Here is a 19653-nt window from a genome sequence, read left to right as displayed (position 1 = left end):
GGCTTGACGCATGCGCCGGGGCAGCGGTATGTGGGGCTTACAGCGTGATGCTTACATTGTTCGTTTCTCCGGGTTCCCACGGGGTAATCTCCGGTTCTTCCACCGTGATGCCCTTGTTGCTGAGCGTTATGTTGTAGGTGTAGGCATAGCCTGCGGAGAACTGATTCGCTACGGGCTTGGATGGATTCGGCAGCGTGGCTGTGTATTCCACGCCGTTGTACACCACACTCAGGTTAAGGGGCGTTGTAAAATCCAATGTCTGCGGGAAAATGAAGAGTTGCGAGGTGGTGGCGCCGTCGTCAAACCACATGGTAATCGGCGAGGGATAGTTGACAGTCAGGGCGGTTTCACCGGTAGTGGTGTTGAAAGTGCCTACAGTCTTCAGACCCTCTAATATGCAGTGTTTAAGAATTTTTTCGCTGAAGTCAACGCCTTCGCCCTCCAAAAAATTGAACTTGACGAGGCTCATGCAGTGCTTGAACGCATGCTCGCCGGTGAAGCTCACCGTCGGGCTGCTGGTGCTGCCCGTGGCTCCCGAGGCGAAAAGGAAGTCTATTTCGGGGCCCTGACCGTATTGATCGGTGTTGACTGACACGATTCCATTCTGCAATTCGCTGTCCTCCCTATACGGGTAGTAGGCGCTGAAGGTCTTCGTTTCGGTGTCATTGAAATAGATGGTTGTACCCTTGGGCCCGAACTGGCCGTTCTCTCTCACGTAGGGCACGTTGGTGATGTCTTCGCTGTTGATGCCGATACAGTCGTTGTCGGTAAAGCCGGTCCCCTCCGAATTGACGCGGGTGGATACGGCCTTATAGATGTCGGCGGTGAACTGTGCGGCTACGGGGCCGTCGTTGTTCAAAATCTCATTTTCATTGTTGCAGGCGGCAAGTGACAATGCCAGCACTGCGAGTGCAAAGTGTTTAGTCTTCATTTTATTCATTGTTAATTGTTAATTGTCTTACATTTCCGCGCTAACGTCGCCTCCGTCCCCCGTTTCCCATCCGGTAATCTCGAATCCTGAAAATTCCGTCTCTTCTGGGGTCTCGACCAGTGTGCCTCCGAGGGTCAGCGACTCGCTCTTTCCGGCGTTGAAATCCTTGAGGGCTTCCGTGAGGTCGCTCTCCAGCGTCGTGGGGAGCGGGTTGCCGTCAGCATAGCGGATTTCGCCCGTCAGCAGCTGCTCCGTGCCGGTCACACCCAGCAGCCGCACCGTGGCCGTCCACTTGCCGGCATCGGCTCCTTCGGTAATCTTCGTGAAGGGCAGCACGACGCTCGAAGCGGCTCCGTAGGTATCGGTAGCGAAGTCAAGTGTCCCGGCTGCACCCGTCAGGCTGGCTGCAATCTCCGTGATGCGTCCGGCGGCATCACCGGTAGGCTCGATGACAAGCGTCAGCTCACGCACCTGCTGCTTCATTGCGGCGGTCAGCGGATAGTCCTTGTCTTTCTCGATGCTCACCTGTTCCGTATGGGTGAAGAACCACCCCGGAGCATTGTCCACAAAGGCATCCGTGCCTGCCCGGTTTCCCGTGGCTGCGGCAATGGTGGCGGTGGTACCGCTTACCGTGATTCCTTCAGCCGGGTTCCACACCGCAAGGGTGTAGCTGCCCGGAGCAAACAGATGGTCGGGGGCATGGGTGGCGGAAGTCTCCGTACCCGTATAGTCACCCATCGAGACCGTCCATGTGGCAGGTATGTCGATGCCCTCACCGCGGGCCGACCAGTCGGCTGTCACCGCAATCTTCCCGTAGTCGGGGTGCGGCGTGTCATAGAGCGTGTCCTTCACGCAGGAAGAGAGCAGCACGGCGGCTGCCATTCCCATCATATTTATATATTGTCTTACTTTCATATCGTCTTCCTCCCTCTGTTAGAAAAGTTTCCACACCAATGTCACACCGGCGTTGATGGGGCCCCACCAGTCCTTTGTCTCACTGCCTTTGCGCACTCGTACACCGTCGATGACTTCATATTTCTCATAGTCGGCATTCAGGTAGCCCAGACCGAGGCTGAAATCGAGGGCCAGTGCCTTGTTCAGCCGCAGCTGATAGCCGCCGGTGATGCCGCCGCCAATCAGGTCACCCTGCTTGCCCGTGCCGGAGAGCTTGTAGTTGAACTGCCCTGCCTTGAACATCGCGCCCACATACCAGGCTTTCTTCTCACCCATATAGTAACGTACTTCCGGAGCCACTTCCCAAAGGGCGTAGCGGCGGTCCTTGTCGTTCCAGCTCCATGAAGTCCACGAGCCGTTTACGGCAATGCCCCATGATGGGCTGATACGCCATTCCACGCCAAGGTCGGGTGTCAGGGTCGCCCAGCGCAGCAGGTTCGCCCGCAGGGACAGATGATAATCGGTTAGGGTTTCTGTTTCCGACGGAGTATCGGCAACGATGGTATTTTGCTGTGTTGCCGTCTGTTGCTGTTGGGCCGCCCTTTCGGCTTCTGCCTTTTCAGCGGCAAGTCGGGCTTCTTCCGCTTTGCGCTGCTCCTCGGCGAGACGCTCCTGCCCGGCACGTTTCTCGGCTTCCAAGCGCTCGGCTTCCGCTTTGCGCCGTGCCTCTGCTTCCGCATCTGATACGGTTGTTTCTTCAGCCGGCACCGTCAGGCGCACGGTCACGAAATCGCCCTCTGCCGGATGGTTGCGGGTGATGAAACTTTCTTCCTTGATTCCCGCACGTGTAATCAATTCTGATTTTACGCGGTTCGAGCGAATTTTGGCTATCGCGAGGTTTTCTTTTTCGCCATTCAAGGAATTGCAGTAGCCATCGACATAAAGCGGCAGCTTGCCGTCAAGAATGTCCGTCTTGTTGCTTTCAATGCACTCCAGCAGACGGGCGAGTTCCATGTCATTGCCGTTCCAGGGAACATAGAACATGTCCTTCTGCGGCACGAAGCGGAAGGTGTAGGTCGTGTCTGCTTTCTGCTGCGCAAAGACAGGAAAAGTTACTGCCGTCAGCCACAGGAACAGAGTAAGAAAAGAGATTTTTCTGCTCATATAAACTTGAATTTGTTATCTTTGTACTCTCCAAAAGTAATAAATAGCATTTACCGGCACAAATATTATAAATACTTTTTCCGCAAAATTTTAGCGTTTTATACTATTTGCAGATTGAGCACTTTTCAAATTGTTGTATGAGCACTTTTTTGCTGATTGAGCACTTTTATTTTGTCAATAGAGCACTTTTAGTCAATAGAAAATTCTGGTTTTATCATAAAATTACTCCATATTGGCTTTTCTCCACTTGGCCGGTGTGTATCCTTCTTTCTTGGTAAAAGATTTGATGAAGTAACTACGGGATAAGAAGCCTGATGATTCAGCCAATTTCTGCACACTCATTTCGGGATGTCCCTTCAGTAGTTTTTTGGCGTATTCCAGTCTTAGTCCGGTTATCCATTCACAGAATGAGACCTTATATTTCTCCTTTATATAAGCAATCAGATATGTTCTGTTTGTATCGAGCATTTGTGTCAAATCCTGTATGGTTAGCCCCGGCTGCGTGTAACCGTTACGCTCCAGCCATGGAATCAGATTGTTCTCGATGTTTTCAAAATATTTAGGCAATTCCTTTTCTGATTCAGCCTTTACTTCTTCAACCGGTTCATTTCCTATCTCCAAAGTACGTTCAACCTGTTCATAAAATATCATATAGTTCTGGTAAGAATAAAACAGGTAGCTGTAGAACGGTATCGATGACAGAATCCAGATGTAAACATATTTATCCGGAAGGAATGTCAATAGTCCGCATCCGACACCGAAGATAATAGCCCAGTAAGTGAATATGGAAAGCCATTTGATATACGCGTCGATGTCATCCGCTTGAGTGTCTTCAAAAATCCGGATCGCCTTATTATAAGCCCGAAGAAGTCTGCAAGCCAGAACCAATCCATAAATGACCAGCCAAGCAGCCAGAACCAGCAATGCAACCGTCTGGAAGATTCCTTTCGGCAGTAGCAGCAATACAATACAGGAAAGGATAGAATATATAATCCAAAGACTGATATGTGTGCATAATCGACGTTTCGTTATGTAAAAACGGTCTAACAGAATTGTGAGTGCCGAACTGAAAAGCCAGTAGCACAGGAAGTAGGTTGAAAGGTTCATCAGAATGGCAGCATCGGCATTCTTGAACCTGATTCCGAAAAAGAAATGTACGGAATAGTTCACCGCGAGCAACAGCATGGCCACACCCATAATCCGGCGGGAACGCAGATAGTTCCTGAAAATGCTCTTTTCCGGCATTTTGAATAATAGTAAGTAAACGCCGAAGAATAACATCAACGGCAGCGCAAAAATAAGTGAATAGCTGTATAATGATGGTTCCATTTTTATATTATGCTTAATGATTTCTGTTTGCAAAGTTACGGAAAATATCAGTTTTCAGGATTATTTTCCAAGTTCTTTTTATCTTTTAATCATATGGAAACGCTTTTATATTATACAGTTATCGGATTCATTTTCATGGTGGAGAGGTTCAAGTACAGTCCGTGATGTTCAATCATGCCATTGCGGAACATCTTCCACAGGATGTTACAGCCGAGCTGTGCCAGCGTGGAGTTAATGAACAGGTCCTGCTTCTCCAGAGCCTCCGCCAGCGAGCAGCTCGGTCCGGAGTCTTTCTCCTTAACCTTCTCATATTTCACATAGCGGGTGATTACCTTCAGCGATTCGACTGTCTCGTACAGTTTGGATGCCGGTTGCCTGATTTTCTTCGGCACGGTTCCGAGGATGACTTGTCCCGTGTCCTGCGTATTCCCGAAGTCCATCCAGTACATGGGCGTTTCGTGGCTTCTGTATTCTGATATAGGCACGGCTTTCAGTATGTTCCAGAGGTCGAGCCGGGATTTGATGTTGTCCGTACAGGTGATTGTGATGTTGGCCAGGTTTTCCCGTCTGGTGTCCTTCATGATTGTCGGATAGATGTCCGGTATCGCCTTCCAGTCGTTGCCGAAGAAGTTGTTTATGCGTGTGACGAGACACTGCGCCTTGTTCAGTCCGATGTCCGATGGACTGAAGAGCTGCCGCCCGATGTTGGCTTCCGTCACGATGTCGGAATCATACACGGTTATGAACAGTCCGGGGTGTCCGAGTCCCCTGAGTGCCGTGTCGAGCCTTGCCAGACAGGTAAGCACCTGCGAGCCTGTTCCTCCCGCTCCGATAAGGTTTACCGTCACCGGATGCTGCGGGTTTATGAGATAGTTGTCGATGTAATGTACCCTTTTCATTTCAGTATGTCTTTAAGTTTCATATTGTTCAACGGTTTCAGTTCGTCGAGGTTGAAATCCCTGTCCCGTGCCGCCTTTGTCACCAGCACGAGGTTTGACTTTGTCGGGTTCCCGTTTCCTCCCAGGTGGGTGAATTCCGTCAGCCAGAATTTCTTTTCCCAGTATTCGAGCAGGTTCGCATAGGTCAGGTTCCGGGGTTTCTCTATTCTTGCCGAACCGAGACACACGCTTGAGCCTGTCACGTTGAACAGAGGCGCCGCATATAGTGCCGTCTCCATGTCAGGCAGGTTGTCCTTATAGGCATAAACATCCAGCTGTGTTTCTTTGGCCTGATAGATTATGCCAGGCAGGTTGTATTGCGCGTTCTCGATTCCGAGATTTTCCACGAAATACATCATCCGTTTCCCGGGAGGATTGTACCAGATGTATTCCTCGCTTCCCTTACGTGTGTCCGCATACAGCAGATTGGACGGCAGTCTGCCATACGGCGTTCCGCTGTATGTTTCCGAGTAGTTGCGTACCAGTTCATTCATGAATTCCACAGTTACAGGGTGTCCTTCACCCATTCTTCCCTTCGCGTCAATGCTCCGCTGTTCCAGGAAATACTTTTTGTCCTGGGCATAGGTGTAAGCTATCAGTACCGCACGGGGGCAAAGGGTGGTATGTATCGTATTCGTAAGTTCATTCTTTTCCATCTTCTTTATTCGATATATGGTTTATGAATTTGTCCGCCCATCTGAAAAAACGTTCGGGATAATCGTCTTCCATTCTGAACAGGCTGTCAGTTTCCGGTGATATTTTCATTGTGGTGACGGGAATCAGGTCATATGTTTCTTGCCTCTCTGAATTGTATTGGTTTTCAAGGCTTTCCGTTACAATATCATAGATGTCATAAGCTATCCGTATCTGTCTGTCAAGTCCCATCGGCCAGTAATCCGGTTCCTCCTCGAAGTACGGGTCATAGCAGTAGTGCATGATCGGTTTTTCCGGAAAGAGAAACTGCACTCCCTCTGTCATCAGTTCCAGCAGGGTCGTTTCCCATTTGTCCTTCGGGGAATATTTCCGTATGGCGGCGGGTAGATTCTTGTAATAGGATGTCTTTTCCACCCGTTTCAGCAACCTGCGGACTTTCCCTTTCCTGTATGAACGGATTGTGGCGAGCCTGTTCCGTGTGTCGGTTTCAGGTTCGTCCCATTCCGCCGTTTCAAGCCAGTCGAGTACCATGTCCGTTTCTTCACCGTCCAGTATCGTGGCGATTCCATTGGCATTAGCCATATCGCAGATGAACGATATTGAGATCCGTTTCAAGACCGGGTTCAGTGCTTCCACGAATTTTACGGGGAAATAGTACAGCGTATATTCTCCCCATTGGTGGTATTTCCACAGGTTGAAATACAGGTGTTGCTGATTTTGTTCTATGTTGACACCCACATTGTCCTTGAGCAGGGTTTCCATGTCATATACCAGCTGGTTGATGCTTTCCCCGATATTCCTTCCGGGGACATGATGGGCTTTTACCCCCATGAGTTCCGCATATTTCCGGTATGAGGCGAGCAGGAATCCGTAGTTTTCATCCGTCAGTATATTGAACGGCTCCCCATCGTAGTCCTTTATGAGAAAACCAGGTACGATATTGGAGAAAGCCGTACTTAAAAAATGATTACGGCACCGCTGGGCGCCGCAATCCTTTTTCTCTTTTCTGTTCCGTAACGGTAGGCTTGTCCGGTTCCTTGTATGATGTACCTTGCAAGCTGTTCCATTTGGGATTCGCTCAATAGTCTGCATGATTCCTTCTTTTTTCTGTTGTCCTTTGCCATATCCTTTATCCTTTCGTTCCGATGGTTGTCTTGAACTCATATTCCGCCATGTCCTCCCTGATGACCGGACCGTGTACGGTGGCCGTCGTCAGTTCCGGGTACATGTTCGAATAGTAGCCCATGACCATGTCCGGCGAGATGTTCGGATCCGGGTCCTGAAGGGTTATATACTCTGTTCCTTTCTTGAATCTGAATGAACGTATCATTCCTTTAATTTCGAGTGCCATGGCTTAAACTGTCTGATAAGATGAATACTTGGGTTCCAGCATGGACTGTGGGAAATCAACGTATTCCTCATAGTCCTTCTCACTATATGCGGGGTACTCCTGGTCGGAGAGGTACGGTTGCTGCTGTTCGTCCTCTTGCATGAGCCTCTCTTCCTGCCACTCCCGCATTTCAGGCTGCGGCGGGTATTGAGGTTGGGGAGGCTGCTGTCCGCCTGTCCGCTGCACGTATTGCGCGTGCGGCTGTATCTGCGGTCTTGCCTGCGGCTGTGGCGGCTGTTGTTGCGGCGGCCATATTCCCGGTTGCTGCGGATGCTGCGTGTATGCCTGTTGCGGTCTCTGCGGTGCGGGCTGTGCCTGTCCCGGCATCTGTGGCTGTGTGTATGCCGGTTGCGGCGGTACAGGCTGCGGCGGTTTTTGCGCCACTGTCTGTCCCTGTCCAGGCATAGGAGGCTGCGGAGACTGTGTATATACAGGCTGTGGCGGTACAGTCTGTTGCGGATGTTGCGCCTGCGGTGTCTGTGCATATGCCGTCTGTTCCGGCTGTGCTTCCTGCTCCATCAGGTCGAAAAGGCTGCCCTTGTTCATTTCGGAAGTTGCCGCCTTTATCTTCTCCTCTATTTCCTTCAGCTGGGCGGCTGTTGCATACGCTTTCGCCTGTCCGAGCACATTGATGACCTCCCTGTGATTCTTGGCGGCTGTCAGTTCTTCCGCCTTCTTCATCAGTTTCTCGTACTTTTCCCGTTTCTCGCGTTCTTCCTTCGTTTCCTTGGATTTCGCTTCCTTGGCGGCCTTGCTGCTGGCGGCGGCCTTGTCCGCCTGAGCCTCGAACTGTGCCATGTTGGAGATCAGCCCGCAGGCTTTCTGTATCGGTCTTGTGACTGCCTGCAGGAATCCTGTGTCAAGTTCCTGCGGTGTGCCCGTGACAGTCAGCGGCACGATGTGGTTCTGGGCCTCGTCCTTGAGTCCGTTCGACTTGGGTAATGTGGAAACGGTCAGTTGTCCGTTTGTCTTGCGGATGACGATCGTGAGGTCCACGCTTTCCGTCATCATCTGGTGGATTGCTGTGAAAAACATAATTGAAAAAAATTAAATGATTAGACGATGTGTTTCAATATTCGCTGAAGAATTCTGCCAGCAGCCTGTCCCTGTCCGGATGTCTGCATATTTCCAGAACGGGGTTCAGCAGCTTTGAGATGTGAACGGGGCCGGTGGTTCCCCTTGGCGGCAGCTTGATTGCCGGTTGCGGGACGTGTACTTTCGGTCTTCTTGTCACGGGTATCCCTATCGGGGCAGGTGACTGTCTTGTGATGATCGCTTGTTGCATATTCTTTAATTTTTAACTGTGAATACCCGGGCTTTGGCAGCCCGTTGAACTACAAGGGCCCAACGGCAAATGCTTCCGGAAAGGCAGGGTTTTCGGGAAAAATACCGGAGCGCAGCGAGGATGATTTTTTCCGAAACCGCTTGCGGCCTGACCTTGCCGTCCGACAAGAAGCGTTTGCCAACTTTGCCCTGTAGTTCTCGGTTTGCCAATGTCTGTGTTTTTAGTCCATTCCCTTTTCTTCCCGTGTCATTTCCGGCTGTGACGGATACAGAAAGAGCCGCCCGCTCCCGGACAGCTCCCTTATGCTGCAATGATAAATTCCGTGCATGTTCCATATCGTCAGATTTCAGAAGACCAGAAAACTCAGGATGCACAGAATGATGGCCAGTGCCACGAGAAAACAGGCTATACGGTAGAGGAACCTGAAGAATCCCCTGAAACAGATGATGGCCACGGCGGTCCATACGGGCGATATGCCGTGGGAATAGAGCCAGCTGAATATGATGGCTGCTGTTACGGCCAGCGCGAGTGTCCTTGTCCATCTGCTGTCCGCTATCTTTCTGATACGTTCTTTTGCTTTCATAATCTTCATGTGTTTGGCGGGAATGCCATTCCCGGTTTCAGGGGCTTTCTTGCAGTCCGCCTCCACAGGCAAGGTTTTCGGGGAAAATACCGGAGCCTCGGGCGAGGATGATTTTTCCCAGAAACCGTAAGGCCCGACCTTGCCGGTGGAAACGGGCGGGCTGCGACCTTTGCCCCGCGAATCGGGATGGCTTCATCATTTCCTTTTCCTGCCGTTCCCGTTTTTGGGGAACGAGAGTGTCAGGGTGAACCCGGCGTCGAAAGTGACCGAAGCGTCGAAAGCCACGCCCTTCTTTCCCTTGAATCCCTTGATGAGCCGTGTGGAGCCGGAGGAGAAAAGCTGTTCCAGATGCTGGTCCGTCAGTTCCTTGTTCAGGAATCTGCGGTACACGGTCAGTCCGCACCCTTTATTGTCGCAGCGGGCACTCTTCTCCCTGACGATGATGTGTCCGGTCTTGCATTTGGGACAGGTGAACGTGCGGGCGGCTACCGCCGGAAGGCTGAGGTTCAGGATTTCACGGGTAGCCTTGCGGGTGTAGTCCGTGATGGATGCCATGAACGTGTCCGGTCCGAGCGTGTGCCGCTCTATCTGGAGCAGGGTCTTCTCCCAGCTTCCTGTCAGGGAAACGTCCGCCACGAGCATGTCCTTCACCGCATCGTAGATATGGAGTCCCTTTTCCGTGGGGACGATGCTCTTGCCGGAGCGGGCGATATAGTCACGCTTGAACAGTGTGGTGATGATGGCGGCTCTTGTGGCGGGCGTGCCGATGCCCAGCTCCTTCACGGCCTCGCGTGCCTGTTCGTCGGCTATCTCCCTGCCGCAGGTCTCCATCGCTGCCAGCAGCGTGGCTTCGGTATAGAGCGGTCTGGGCACGGTCTTCTTCTGGGCCAGTCCGAATCCTGAAACCGGTACCGTGTCCCCTTCGGCAAATACGGCCGTACCCTCGTCGGTTTCCGGTTCGTCGTCCTGCCTGTCCTCTTTCCTGCGGAAGATGCCGCGCCATCCCGGACTGACGACAAGGGAGCTTTTCGAGCGGAAATCCATGTTGTCCAGACGGCATTCCATAAGAATCAGTTCCTTCTCGCAGCAGGGCGAGAACGCCTCCAGCATACGTCCGGCTATCAGCGTATAGACGGCCTCTTCCGCCTCGGAAAGCCCTTCGGGTGCGATGCCGGTCGTGATGAGGGCATGGTGGTCCGTCACTTTGCTGTCGTCCACGCTGCGGGTGTTGAGACACGCAAAGTCAAGGATTCCGGCACTTGTGGCGAATCCCGGCATGGCCAAGATTCTTTCCAGCAGACCGGGCACGCAGGCCATCACATCGTGCGGAATATACCGGCTTCCCGTTCTCGGGTAGGAAATGAGCTTCTTCTCGTAGAGCGACTGGGCGATGTCCAGCGTCTTTGCTGCGGCCAGGTCGAGATACACGTTGCAGTCCTTCTGGAGTGCCGTCAGGTCGTAGAGCAGCGGCGGCTGTTGCAGGGTTTTCCTGCGCTCCACTTTCGTGACCGTCGCCGAAGAATCGGGAGAGAGACTGCGGTAGGCGGCTTCCGCCTTCTGCCTGTCGTCAAAGGTCGCGGGATGGAAGAAGCGGCGGTGTGACGTGCCGCCATTGAGGGTGTCATGCAGCTGCCAGTATGGTGTGGATACGAAACTGCGGTTCTCCCTGTAGCGGCTGCATATCATGGCGAGCGTCGGAGTCTGCACCCGTCCGATCGAGTTGTTGGAAGAGCCGGAGACGATGGCCAGGGCACGGCTGGCGTTCATGCCCACCAGCCAGTCCGCCTTCGCGCGGCTGTCGGCGGCGGCATACAGGCTGTCGTATTCCGAGCCGTCCTTCAGTTCCTCCAGCCCTTTCCGTATGGCCTCGTCGGTCAGCGAGGAGATCCACAGGCGTCTGAACGGTTTCGTGCAGCCCAGAAAGTCGTATATCCAGCGGAAGATAAGTTCCCCTTCGCGACCGGCATCGGTAGCCACGATGATGCTGTCACAGCGGTTGAACACGTTTTCTATGACTTTCAGCTGTTTCGAGGAGGCGATGTCCGTAACCATTCCCCTGTCCGTGCGTACCTGTCTGGAGACCAGACGGAACGGGTCCGGCAGCATCGGCAGCTCCTCCGCCGCCGTTTTCGTGTAACCGTAAGTGTCCGGCATGGCCAGTGACACGAGGTGTCCCAGTGCCCAGGTCACCATATATCCGTTACCGGAACAGTAGCCGTCATTTCTTGTATCAGCCCCGACTACACGGGCTATGTCCAAGCCTACACTCGGCTTTTCACTGATGATTGCTATCATATTGGATAAAAATTAAGCCGTTTCCCGTTTTCCATGCGGAAGACAGGAAACGGCGGTAAGACATCGGTTTACTTGATAATTGCTCTCAGGTTATTTGCCCAGCGGTGTCACTCCCTGGATTTCCAGCAGCGGCGCCTCGCCCTTGCGGACCAGCTGGAGGGTGGCGTCCATCACCACGTCCACGCCGAGGAGCACGAGGCTCAGGGACATCACTTTCGTTTTCTCTCCCCTGAGGAGGGTGTCCATCTCGCCGGAGAGTTCCAGCTCGTCCTTCATGATACCGATACCGGAGAGTTCGTCCCAGTTCACTTCATCAGCCTTGAAAGGCATGTCGTTTCCGTTTTCCTTTTTCATATTTCTTTCTTTTTTTGATTCAACATTTATTTTTCAGTTGCCTGCCATCAGGCAATGCTCGCACCCTTTGACTTGCGGTTGCCCTGTTCCTGTCGCTGATTGTTTGCCACCACGTTGCGCTGCGAGGCGTCACGCTTGCGGTCGGGATTCTCGTTGTAGAAGTCCAGCCGTCCCTGGTTGAAGTTCGCCTTGACGTACTGCGAGATGGTCTTCCCGTCATATCCCTTGATGCCTTCCACCAGCACGGCCTTTCCGCTTTGCAGGTCAGCACGCTGCTTTCTGGTCAGCTCCACGTCCCACACCTTGGTAGGAATCTTGAAATCCTCGCGCTGCTCGAAGCCGTCCGGCGTGCGGGAGTAGCTCAGGCGTCCCGTCTCCAGGTCGGCCTTGATGAAGGAGGAGAATTCCTCTCCCTTGCGGTTCACCATGTCATTGAGGAAGATCACCTTGCCGTCACGGAGCTGCTGCTGTTCCTCCAGCGATATTTTCACGCCGTTGATTTCGTTGGGGATATAGATTTCGCGTGCGCCCTCCGGCGAGTCCGGGTTGTAGCGGGTGTAGGACGGGCGGCCTGTCGCCTCGTCCAGCTTCACGTAGGAGGAGAATACCTCACCGTCCTTGCGCTGCATTCCCTCGACGAAGATGGCTTTTCCGGCGTTCAGGTCCTCAATCTGTTTCTGTGTCAGTTCCACGCCCCCGAGTGTCTGGCGATTGAAGAGCTTGTCGTTCTCGAAGATGAACTCTACGCCCCTGCGTTCGGCATTCACCTGGATGAAGGCGTTGAACTCGTTGCCGGACTTGGCGATCATGCCCTCGACATAGACCTTCTTGCCTTCACGCAGGTCGTTCTGCTCCTGCTCGGTCAGCTCCACGCCCTTGATTTCCCTCGGGATGAAGGCGTTCTCCGCTTTCATGGCTACCACCTCGTTGGTCAGCTTGTCGATGCTGATGAAGGATGGGATATACTCCCCGTTACGCCCTTTCAGTTCCACGACACGTCCCATGTTGCCCGTTTCGAGCAGGTTCTTCTTGTCCTCGTCGGAGAAGATATGTCCGAAATACGGTCGGTCAAGGTCGGGTTTCTGCCGGATACCGTGGATGCCGAGTACCACATCGCCCGCCATGGACTGCTGGAAGGACAGGCGTGCGTCCGTCCTCAGTACGGCCGAGCCGAAGTTCATGCTGATGGGCACGACCTGGTTGGTCTTGTAGCCACGGAGCATCTGTTCGAGCAGTCCGCGTTCCTGAAGGTATTCACGGGAGATTCCGAAATTCTTTAGCTGTTCCCAGTTGATCATGGACTCGTTGTAACGGTACTGGGGGGACTGGGTCTGCGGCTGGCTGTCGGCTGCGGCAGCCTGCTGCTGGGTTTCATTTTTCTTTGCCATTTCTTCTTGATTTTTTTGGTTGATACTTTGGTTTTCCTTGTTGCGCGGAACAATCTCGTACTGCTTGAGAAATTCCTCCACGGCTTTTGTCTTTTTTCCTGCGGCGATGTCCTCGATGGCCTGCTGCACGGCAGGGTCGTCCAGCCTGTCTTCCTTGACGGAGAGGATTCCGAAACGTGTCGGGTCTTTCAGCTGGCTCCAGAAGTTCTTGATGAAGTTCTCGAAGGCGTCTGCATAGCGGTCAATCTTCAGGAAGGAGTTCCGGTTCTGCCTGTCGGCGGCTACTGTGTTGAATTTTCCGTCCTGTCCGATTTGCGACACCGCTTCCAGAATCAGTTCCATCTTGTCGAGGATGAACACGATGTCACTCATCTGCTCGTTTTCGGAGACCTGCGGTTTCGGGGGGTCTTCCCTTGCATTTTTCTTTGCCATAATTTTTGATTTTTAGTGTTGATAACTCATGTTGTCACCGCAAATATATAGGAGAAAAGTTGATAAATAATTGATTTGCAATGTGTTAGGACACACATTACATCTTGTGTCATCACATTACACCGCAGGCCGGAGAAAACGGAGTGAAAAAACGGGGTAAAACGGCAGGAAAAGGAGAAAAAACAAAAGGCGGCAAAGGAAAGGGAAAAGGCTGGAACAGGCCGGACATGCACGGGCGTGGTGGTACGCACTACCGCACGGAAGAAAAGGAAAAACTGTAATTATGCAGAGTTGGGAGCGAGCTGCTTTTGTCCCCCTTGATGTGTCCTTTTGTGACAGGATGCGGATTTCCGTTTAGTGGAATAACCGGATGGCGTAATCCATTGGGATGGCATACGGGAGCATGGTTCTCCCGCCGGATTCTTTTTTATGTTGACCTGTATCTATGCGTCGTAGGTCGCTTCGCTTGCTAAGTCCCGGTACTTTCCCCAACTCGGACGGCAATACCGGAGCGTTTTTTCGGGCGGAAAATTACCGCAGGGAATTTTGTGTCCCGAAAACCGGAGGCTTGAACGTGGAGGTATTCGCCCTCCGAGTTAACTTCTCTGAAGGGACTTATCAAGTGAAGCGTGGCTTATGATGCCATTTTATAGAAATATGGAGAAAAATTCCCTTTCAACATAAAAAATGCAATAAATCTGCGTAAGTAGTCAAAAAATGACTACTTTTGCAATGCCATTGCAGTTAAATTATGAAGAAGCATATAGAAACTTTGTCAGATTGGATTGAAAGCCGGGAAGTAAGGGGATATTACACCTTCACTAAAGAGGATATAGAAAAGCAATTCCCCTCAGCGGGTAAGGTATATATTAAAACCGCATTGTACCGTTTGGCCGCCAAAGCGAAGATAGTTTCTCCCTGGCGTAATTTTTATGTCATTATGCCTGTTGAATATTCGTTAAAAGGCGTAATTCCGCCTGTTTTCTATATGGATCAGCTGATGTCTTATCTTGGGAAAAGATATTATGTTGCTCTTTTGAATGCGGCTTCATTTTATGGCGCGTCACATCAAAGAGTACAGACATTTTCCCTCATGGTGGAACAACCGGGCATGAGGAATACTTCAAAGAGCGGAACATCCATATTGTTCTTTTCCAAGAAGGAAATAAGTATGGAATTTGTAAGGAAGCACAAGACGCAGACAGGTCATATCAATGTTTCTTGTCCTGAACTGACAGCTGTTGACCTGGTGGAAAACGAAAAAAGTGTAGGTGGTCTGAATCGCGTCTGCACCGTGTTGAATGAATTGGTTGAGACAATGAATCTGGACAGCCTGGATGATTCCTTTTTCAAGACATCGGCCATACCGGTCTTTCAACGTCTGGGTTATATTCTGGAACATGTATTGGAAAGAGCGGATTTGGCGGAAACCTTATATTCCAAAATGGAGGTTGCAGGACTGAAATTTAGAAAGATACCGTTTAAGATAAACAAACCGACAGAGGGTTGTGAGGTTGACAAGAAATGGAAAGTAATCATTAACCAGGAAATAGAAATAGACGAATGATACCGGAATTTGCAATCAGAGAATGGAGCGAACATGTTCCATGGACAGAGTCCGAACAGGTCGAACAGGATCTGCTGATATGCAGAGCCTTGACTGAGATATACAAGGATGAATATCTTGCTTCCCATCTGGCTTTTCGCGGAGGGACCGCATTACACAAGTTGTTTCTCTCGCCCCAACCCAGGTACAGTGAAGATATTGACTTGGTACAGATTAATGCAGAACCGATCAAAGAGACCTATGACCATATAAGAGATGCACTCGCTTTTCTCGGAGAGCCGAAAGTGAAGCAGAAAAAGCACAACAACACTTTGATTTTCAGGCTGGAATCAGAATCCATACCAGTAGTCCCGATTCATCTGAAAGTGGAAATCAACTGCAAGGAACATTTCAGTGTACTGCCTATGCAACGTATGCCATTTTCAGTGGTCAACAAATGGTATAACGGAAAATGCGATGTCCTGACTTATCAGTTGGATGAACTGGTTGGTACAAAACTGCGTGCCTTGTACCAACGGAGAAAAGGACGTGATTTGTATGATTTGTACAAGGCCTTGACCACATCAGACATCAACATAGACAACGTGCTGGCTTGCTATCAGAAGTATATGGAATTTGTGGTTGACCATATTCCTACTTACAAAGAATTTATTATCAATATGGAAGACAAAATGCAGGATGATGAGTTCTTGGGTGATACCATGCAGTTGCTTCGGCCGGATGAAGAGTTCAATCCGCAGGAAGGCTATGAGGTGGTACGAACGCTCCTGTTAGACAGGTTACAAAAGTGATGAAAGCCCATTTTCTCATTTACTGGGGGAAATGGGCTTTACAGGATTTTATCTTCAGGTGTGTATGCTCCATCCATGGAACGGATTGAGCATCACGGCGTATGATTCGTCCGGTCTGCCATGATAGAGTACCCCTCCGACGACTCCAGTCCGTCCGTCGGGAGTTCTTTCGGCGAATCCGAACGAATGGGGTGCAAAGTCCCAGTAGAGTTCTATTTCATATTTCCCGTTTGAGTTCTTTTCCCACTGTTGCAATCGTTCGATGCACTGTTGTAAGGTATTGTCTCCGATACTTTTTGCGTATTCCACCACCTTGTCGTAGTGTTCCTGACATTTGATTATCATATTCATTCATTTTTATGTTGTCTGTAACAGTTCTTCATATTCACCGAAGCTGAAACATCCGGCTATGACAAAATCTTCCCCGCTTCTGTCAGCCAGCGACAGCAGGCTGTCCAGAGTATCGCAGTAGAAGAAGATTTCATCGTCCATTTCCGTATCGGAATCCATGTCCAGGGCTATTCTTGTCTCCAGTGTCTCCAAGGTGTCGTTCCAGCGTATGATGCATTCGAGGAAATGCGGTTCACGTCCCTTTTCAGTACGGTACTCCTGATATTTTTCACGGATTTCCTTCTTGATTTCCTCCGGCTTCTTCCAGGAACTGTCATCCACGATTTCAAGACTCAGCCCCTCGACAAGCAGGCACGTGCCTTTGTCATATACCATCAGGGTACGTTTTCCCATGTGGCTTTTTCTCAAGTTTTCCCAATCGGGAATGTCCCATCGTTCGGTAGTCCATACTCCCCGGTAATTTTCGGGGACAGCGAGGTATTCGCTCAGTGTCATTCTTTTCATTTTTCTGTGTATTTATGGTGAAACAAAAAGAACCTTGCAGGTCTTGCAAGGCTCTCCAAATGCGGGATAGCGGTCAAACTCGTTGCAGGCGTCCCAATTAACGCTCATCGTGTATCCTTTCGGGAAATGTGTGCCGACAAACTTTTCAATCATGGCCCGTTCCTCTTCGTTCAGGCTGCCGTCCTCTTCCGTTCCGTATTCCAGGGCATATATGGCCCATTCGGGAATGTTGTCCCATTCCGTCTTTTTCATGTGCGCTGCCATAGCATACCGTTTATGCGGCGGAAAGTCTGCCGATTATCTCCTGAAGTTCCTGTTCCCATTTTCCGTCGCCATTGCCGAAGGATGGATAGGTAAGCTGGTACCAGTTGTGGTAGTCGAAGAGTTTCATCCTCAGCGGATAGTAGTCGAATATTTTCCGGCCGTCCCTGAAGATGCGGATATGATTTATACCTACGTTCATGGCCTGTAGTCCGTGTCCGTTTAGAATCTCATGGAATCTTTCCATCGGGGTGAAGTTGCTTCTGCTCATATCTTTCATTTTTTTGAGTTAGACATCTGCGGCTTGTCAAGCCGGTATTTTATTTCTTGCCTGCCTTTCTGTCCCGTGCCGGATTGCGCAAGGCTTTGCGAAAAAATACCGGAGCCCCCGGGCGAGGATGATTTTTTCAGCAAACCACGGAGGGGCCCGGCCTTGCACAATCCAGCGGGCACGGGACGACCTTTGCAGGCGGAAATAAAACAGCGGTCTCCTTTTTCCTTTATTCTCCGTCATTGTTCTCTTCTCCCTCCTGCTGCGGGATGAGGTGTCTCAGCTCCGGATCATTTTTTATTCTTTCCATTTCTTCTTCTATTATCTGCAAGACATCCGCCTTTATCTGCGAGTAGTTGCGGTCAATCTGCTGCTGCATGATATCGTTTCCGTCCGCGTCCCTGAACTCGTTGATGACAGGAATTTTCCTGTAGGCTTTCATCTCTTCCGATACCTTTGCGCTGTCCACGATGATGCGGGCATGGAAAATCTTCTGCTCTATCTCCTCCCCGAAGTTGTCGGCCACGCTGCCCACGAACGTACCCTGCGAAAGGTTGGCTATCTTGGAGGCCGGTATCAGGGAATCAAGCTGCGTATTGATGGAAGTCGAAGTGTCCTGACGGTTGATGGATATGGACTGCCGCTGCTGGAGAATCTTGCCGAACCGTTCCGACAGTGATTTTGCCGTTTCTCCAACCACCTGTCCGCTGAAGATGTTGCCCACCGTGTTTTGGATTACCTTCGCTTCCTTATCCCCGTAGTCACGTGCCAGTTGCGAGAAGTCCTGGAAGCCGAGACAGACGGCCACCTTGTTGCTTCGGGCCGTCGCAATCAGGTTGTCGATACCACGGAAGTAGATGGTGGGCAGCTCGTCGATGATGATGGAGCTCTTGAGCTGCCCTTTCTTGTTCACCAGTTTCACGATACGGGAGTTGTACAGTCCCAATGCTGCCGAATAGATATTCTGCCTGTCCGGGTTGTTACCCACGCAAAGGATTTTGGGGTGTGCGGGATTGTTCAAATCCAGCGTGAAATCATCCCCCGTCATCACCCAGTACAGCTGTGGCGAAATCATCCTTGAAAGCGGGATTTTCGCACTTGCGATTTGGCCTTGCAACTGGTCCTGTGCGCCTCCTTGCCAGGCGTCCATGAACGGGGAGAGGTAGTTTTCGAGGGACGGATACGAGGTCAGAATCGTGAAAATATCCGCATAGGGCTTGTTCAGAAATTCGATCGCATGAGGGAACGTACAGTACTTTCCGTCTTTGTAAATCCGCAAATACCAGATAATTGCGGCCAGCAGGATAATCGGTGACTCCACGAAAAAATCACCCTGTTTCTGTATCCAGGTCTTGTTCAAATTGAGCATTATGGTATAGGCACTTTCGTAGGCATCGCTGATATCTGCCATGAATCTAGGATTGATTGGATTGCAGCGGTGGCTGCGTCTGGGGTCGTCGAAATTGATGACGTAGAATTCCGGCTTGACCTTGTAATGTTGTCTGTGCTTGAGCAGATGGTTGTAGGCTATCTCCGAGAGGTCCGGAAACTTGTAGTCGTAGATATACATGGCAAATGATTTCTCGATCTGCTGTTTGATGTAGTTGTTCACCACGGCATAGCTCTTTCCCGAGCCTGGTGTTCCCAGCACGATAGAGGCCCGGAACGGGTTCACGATATTGATCCAGCCGTCCCATTCCTTGCCCTGATAGACAAATTTCGTGGGCAGGTTGACGGAATACTCGTTCTCCATGAGCCTTGTTTCCTGCATGAAACTTTCGTTGGCGGTGTTGAACACGTCCTCCATGAGGTTATGCTTCAGCATACGGCTAATCCATACTCCCGACATGAGCAGGAGAATGTAGCCTGCGGTGAGCGTCAGCGTATATACGGTAGCGTTCACCGTCGGGTTGAACGGCAGGTCGAGCATCCACCAGTTCATGAAGAAAAGGACGATGCCGCCGAGGAAGGCGGCGTATATCTTCCGCCACGTCATCTTCTGGTTCTTGACCCCTTTCGTACCCAGGCACGAAAGGCCCAGGAATATGAAGGCGAACACTTTCGTCACAAGCAGGTTGCTGAACAGTCCTGCCGTCCTCTGGAAGTTCAGCAGGATTCTGTCCACGACTCCGATGTTGATACCCATATCCACGAATGTCCCGTAGCAGAACCAGTAGACGTGGATGACAATAAACACGATGGAAATGGCACGCATGAACTCCATGACCTTGGCCAGTCCTCTCAAATCATCTTCTTGTTGCATAACTGTAA

At 51.0% G+C, this 19653-nt stretch carries 22 protein-coding genes; 3 read left to right on the top strand and 19 right to left on the bottom strand.

Annotated features, from left to right (window positions below):
• Nucleotides 1–37: 37 nt before the first annotated feature.
• From BQ8005_RS15575 to BQ8005_RS15505, 14 genes are all read right to left on the bottom strand, one after another.
• Nucleotides 38–931, bottom strand: a complete 894-nt coding sequence (locus tag BQ8005_RS15575) for a fimbrillin family protein (RefSeq protein ID WP_075318664.1) — start codon at nt 929–931, stop codon at nt 38–40.
• A 27-nt stretch (nt 932–958) separates the two neighbouring features.
• Nucleotides 959–1846 (bottom strand): FimB/Mfa2 family fimbrial subunit, encoded by an 888-nt coding sequence (locus BQ8005_RS15570; RefSeq protein ID WP_075318663.1) that lies wholly within the window; start codon nt 1844–1846, stop codon nt 959–961.
• 18 nt (nt 1847–1864) lie between these two features.
• Nucleotides 1865–2989 carry a DUF3575 domain-containing protein gene (locus BQ8005_RS15565; protein ID WP_075318662.1) on the bottom strand — a complete coding sequence of 375 codons (1125 nt, stop codon included), beginning with the start codon at nt 2987–2989 and terminating at the stop codon, nt 1865–1867.
• A gap of 222 nt (nt 2990–3211) precedes the next feature.
• Nucleotides 3212–4318 carry a helix-turn-helix domain-containing protein gene (locus BQ8005_RS15560; RefSeq protein ID WP_188521406.1) on the bottom strand — a complete coding sequence of 369 codons (1107 nt, stop codon included), beginning with the start codon at nt 4316–4318 and terminating at the stop codon, nt 3212–3214.
• Nucleotides 4319–4428: 110 nt separating this feature from the next.
• Nucleotides 4429–5217, bottom strand: a complete 789-nt coding sequence (locus tag BQ8005_RS15555; RefSeq protein ID WP_075318660.1) for a PRTRC system ThiF family protein — start codon at nt 5215–5217, stop codon at nt 4429–4431.
• Nucleotides 5214–5912 carry a prokaryotic E2 ligase family D protein gene (locus BQ8005_RS15550; RefSeq protein WP_057252935.1) on the bottom strand — a complete coding sequence of 233 codons (699 nt, stop codon included), beginning with the start codon at nt 5910–5912 and terminating at the stop codon, nt 5214–5216. The genes BQ8005_RS15555 and BQ8005_RS15550 overlap by 4 nt, the downstream gene beginning before the upstream one ends.
• Nucleotides 5899–7074 carry a hypothetical protein gene (locus BQ8005_RS15545; protein ID WP_317044840.1) on the bottom strand — a complete coding sequence of 392 codons (1176 nt, stop codon included), beginning with the start codon at nt 7072–7074 and terminating at the stop codon, nt 5899–5901. Before BQ8005_RS15545 ends, BQ8005_RS15550 begins: the two co-directional genes overlap by 14 nt.
• On the bottom strand, nt 7040–7261 hold the full coding sequence (locus BQ8005_RS15540; protein ID WP_075318659.1) for a PRTRC system protein C: 222 nt from the start codon (nt 7259–7261) through the stop codon (nt 7040–7042). The genes BQ8005_RS15545 and BQ8005_RS15540 overlap by 35 nt, the downstream gene beginning before the upstream one ends.
• 3 nt (nt 7262–7264) lie before the next feature.
• Nucleotides 7265–8335, bottom strand: a complete 1071-nt coding sequence (locus BQ8005_RS15535) for a PRTRC system protein E (protein WP_075318658.1) — start codon at nt 8333–8335, stop codon at nt 7265–7267.
• Between the two features lie 34 nt (nt 8336–8369).
• Nucleotides 8370–8585, bottom strand: a complete 216-nt coding sequence (locus tag BQ8005_RS17760; protein WP_075318657.1) for a hypothetical protein — start codon at nt 8583–8585, stop codon at nt 8370–8372.
• A 346-nt stretch (nt 8586–8931) separates the two neighbouring features.
• Nucleotides 8932–9168, bottom strand: a complete 237-nt coding sequence (locus BQ8005_RS17255; protein WP_075319296.1) for a hypothetical protein — start codon at nt 9166–9168, stop codon at nt 8932–8934.
• Nucleotides 9169–9363: 195 nt separating this feature from the next.
• Nucleotides 9364–11463, bottom strand: a complete 2100-nt coding sequence (locus tag BQ8005_RS15515; RefSeq protein ID WP_075318656.1) for a type IA DNA topoisomerase — start codon at nt 11461–11463, stop codon at nt 9364–9366.
• A 90-nt stretch (nt 11464–11553) separates the two neighbouring features.
• Entirely contained in the window at nt 11554–11817 is a 264-nt protein-coding gene (locus BQ8005_RS15510) for a DUF4099 domain-containing protein (protein ID WP_032944512.1), read from the bottom strand.
• 47 nt (nt 11818–11864) lie between these two features.
• Entirely contained in the window at nt 11865–13637 is a 1773-nt protein-coding gene (locus BQ8005_RS15505) for a DUF3945 domain-containing protein (RefSeq protein WP_075318655.1), read from the bottom strand.
• Between the two features lie 143 nt (nt 13638–13780).
• Between BQ8005_RS15505 and BQ8005_RS17455 the strand changes: the two genes are divergently transcribed.
• The 3 genes from BQ8005_RS17455 (at nt 13781) to BQ8005_RS15490 (ending at nt 15995) form a co-directional block, all read left to right on the top strand.
• Nucleotides 13781–13918, top strand: coding sequence for a hypothetical protein (locus tag BQ8005_RS17455; protein WP_159436277.1), 138 nt, complete (start codon nt 13781–13783; stop codon nt 13916–13918).
• 470 nt (nt 13919–14388) lie between these two features.
• Nucleotides 14389–15204, top strand: a complete 816-nt coding sequence (locus BQ8005_RS15495; protein ID WP_083610583.1) for a type IV toxin-antitoxin system AbiEi family antitoxin domain-containing protein — start codon at nt 14389–14391, stop codon at nt 15202–15204.
• Entirely contained in the window at nt 15201–15995 is a 795-nt protein-coding gene (locus BQ8005_RS15490) for a nucleotidyl transferase AbiEii/AbiGii toxin family protein (RefSeq protein WP_005801809.1), read from the top strand. Before BQ8005_RS15495 ends, BQ8005_RS15490 begins: the two co-directional genes overlap by 4 nt.
• A 54-nt stretch (nt 15996–16049) precedes the next feature.
• Here BQ8005_RS15490 and BQ8005_RS15485 read toward each other — a convergent pair whose 3' ends face one another.
• The 5 genes from BQ8005_RS15485 to mobC all read right to left on the bottom strand — a co-directional run bounded on the left by BQ8005_RS15485 (nt 16050) and on the right by mobC (nt 19645).
• Nucleotides 16050–16340 carry a DUF4120 family protein gene (locus BQ8005_RS15485; protein ID WP_005801808.1) on the bottom strand — a complete coding sequence of 97 codons (291 nt, stop codon included), beginning with the start codon at nt 16338–16340 and terminating at the stop codon, nt 16050–16052.
• A 12-nt stretch (nt 16341–16352) separates the two neighbouring features.
• The gene (locus BQ8005_RS15480) at nt 16353–16850 is read right to left on the bottom strand and encodes a hypothetical protein (RefSeq protein WP_075318654.1); all 498 of its coding nucleotides are present in this window, start codon (nt 16848–16850) and stop codon (nt 16353–16355) included.
• A gap of 12 nt (nt 16851–16862) precedes the next feature.
• Nucleotides 16863–17102: a DUF6926 domain-containing protein gene (locus BQ8005_RS15475; RefSeq protein WP_075319294.1), complete on the bottom strand. Its 240-nt coding sequence runs from the start codon at nt 17100–17102 to the stop codon at nt 16863–16865.
• Nucleotides 17103–17124: 22 nt separating this feature from the next.
• Nucleotides 17125–17382: a hypothetical protein gene (locus tag BQ8005_RS15470; RefSeq protein ID WP_055172787.1), complete on the bottom strand. Its 258-nt coding sequence runs from the start codon at nt 17380–17382 to the stop codon at nt 17125–17127.
• 229 nt (nt 17383–17611) lie between these two features.
• Nucleotides 17612–19645, bottom strand: coding sequence for a conjugal transfer protein MobC (gene mobC, locus BQ8005_RS15465; protein WP_075318653.1), 2034 nt, complete (start codon nt 19643–19645; stop codon nt 17612–17614).
• Between the last annotated feature and the right edge of the window lie 8 nt (nt 19646–19653).

Origin of the sequence: Bacteroides togonis, assembly GCF_900130135.1 — a bacterium.
Lineage (GTDB): Bacteria > Bacteroidota > Bacteroidia > Bacteroidales > Bacteroidaceae > Bacteroides > Bacteroides pullorum.
The sequence above is the reverse complement of the archived record's forward strand: the minus strand, read 5'-3'. Positions and strand labels throughout refer to the sequence as shown.

What these genes read in the sequence shown, in the direction of transcription:
- BQ8005_RS15545 (WP_317044840.1), bottom strand. Translation starts at nt 7,074, where the DNA reads ATGAGTTCAAGACAACCATCGGAACGAAAGGATAAAGGATATGGCAAA.
- BQ8005_RS15485 (WP_005801808.1), bottom strand. Translation starts at nt 16,340, where the DNA reads ATGATAATCAAATGTCAGGAACACTACGACAAGGTGGTGGAATACGCA.
- BQ8005_RS17255 (WP_075319296.1), bottom strand. Translation starts at nt 9,168, where the DNA reads ATGAAAGCAAAAGAACGTATCAGAAAGATAGCGGACAGCAGATGGACA.
- BQ8005_RS15475 (WP_075319294.1), bottom strand. Translation starts at nt 17,102, where the DNA reads ATGAAAAAGACGGAATGGGACAACATTCCCGAATGGGCCATATATGCC.
- BQ8005_RS15575 (WP_075318664.1), bottom strand. Translation starts at nt 931, where the DNA reads ATGAAGACTAAACACTTTGCACTCGCAGTGCTGGCATTGTCACTTGCC.
- mobC (WP_075318653.1), bottom strand. Translation starts at nt 19,645, where the DNA reads ATGCAACAAGAAGATGATTTGAGAGGACTGGCCAAGGTCATGGAGTTC.
- BQ8005_RS15550 (WP_057252935.1), bottom strand. Translation starts at nt 5,912, where the DNA reads ATGGAAAAGAATGAACTTACGAATACGATACATACCACCCTTTGCCCC.
- BQ8005_RS15565 (WP_075318662.1), bottom strand. Translation starts at nt 2,989, where the DNA reads ATGAGCAGAAAAATCTCTTTTCTTACTCTGTTCCTGTGGCTGACGGCA.
- BQ8005_RS15560 (WP_188521406.1), bottom strand. Translation starts at nt 4,318, where the DNA reads ATGGAACCATCATTATACAGCTATTCACTTATTTTTGCGCTGCCGTTG.
- BQ8005_RS15535 (WP_075318658.1), bottom strand. Translation starts at nt 8,335, where the DNA reads ATGTTTTTCACAGCAATCCACCAGATGATGACGGAAAGCGTGGACCTC.
- BQ8005_RS15480 (WP_075318654.1), bottom strand. Translation starts at nt 16,850, where the DNA reads ATGAAAAGAATGACACTGAGCGAATACCTCGCTGTCCCCGAAAATTAC.
- BQ8005_RS15490 (WP_005801809.1), top strand. Translation starts at nt 15,201, where the DNA reads ATGATACCGGAATTTGCAATCAGAGAATGGAGCGAACATGTTCCATGG.
- BQ8005_RS15510 (WP_032944512.1), bottom strand. Translation starts at nt 11,817, where the DNA reads ATGAAAAAGGAAAACGGAAACGACATGCCTTTCAAGGCTGATGAAGTG.
- BQ8005_RS15555 (WP_075318660.1), bottom strand. Translation starts at nt 5,217, where the DNA reads ATGAAAAGGGTACATTACATCGACAACTATCTCATAAACCCGCAGCAT.
- BQ8005_RS15570 (WP_075318663.1), bottom strand. Translation starts at nt 1,846, where the DNA reads ATGAAAGTAAGACAATATATAAATATGATGGGAATGGCAGCCGCCGTG.
- BQ8005_RS15515 (WP_075318656.1), bottom strand. Translation starts at nt 11,463, where the DNA reads ATGATAGCAATCATCAGTGAAAAGCCGAGTGTAGGCTTGGACATAGCC.
- BQ8005_RS15495 (WP_083610583.1), top strand. Translation starts at nt 14,389, where the DNA reads ATGAAGAAGCATATAGAAACTTTGTCAGATTGGATTGAAAGCCGGGAA.
- BQ8005_RS15470 (WP_055172787.1), bottom strand. Translation starts at nt 17,382, where the DNA reads ATGAGCAGAAGCAACTTCACCCCGATGGAAAGATTCCATGAGATTCTA.
- BQ8005_RS15505 (WP_075318655.1), bottom strand. Translation starts at nt 13,637, where the DNA reads ATGGCAAAGAAAAATGCAAGGGAAGACCCCCCGAAACCGCAGGTCTCC.
- BQ8005_RS17760 (WP_075318657.1), bottom strand. Translation starts at nt 8,585, where the DNA reads ATGCAACAAGCGATCATCACAAGACAGTCACCTGCCCCGATAGGGATA.
- BQ8005_RS15540 (WP_075318659.1), bottom strand. Translation starts at nt 7,261, where the DNA reads ATGGCACTCGAAATTAAAGGAATGATACGTTCATTCAGATTCAAGAAA.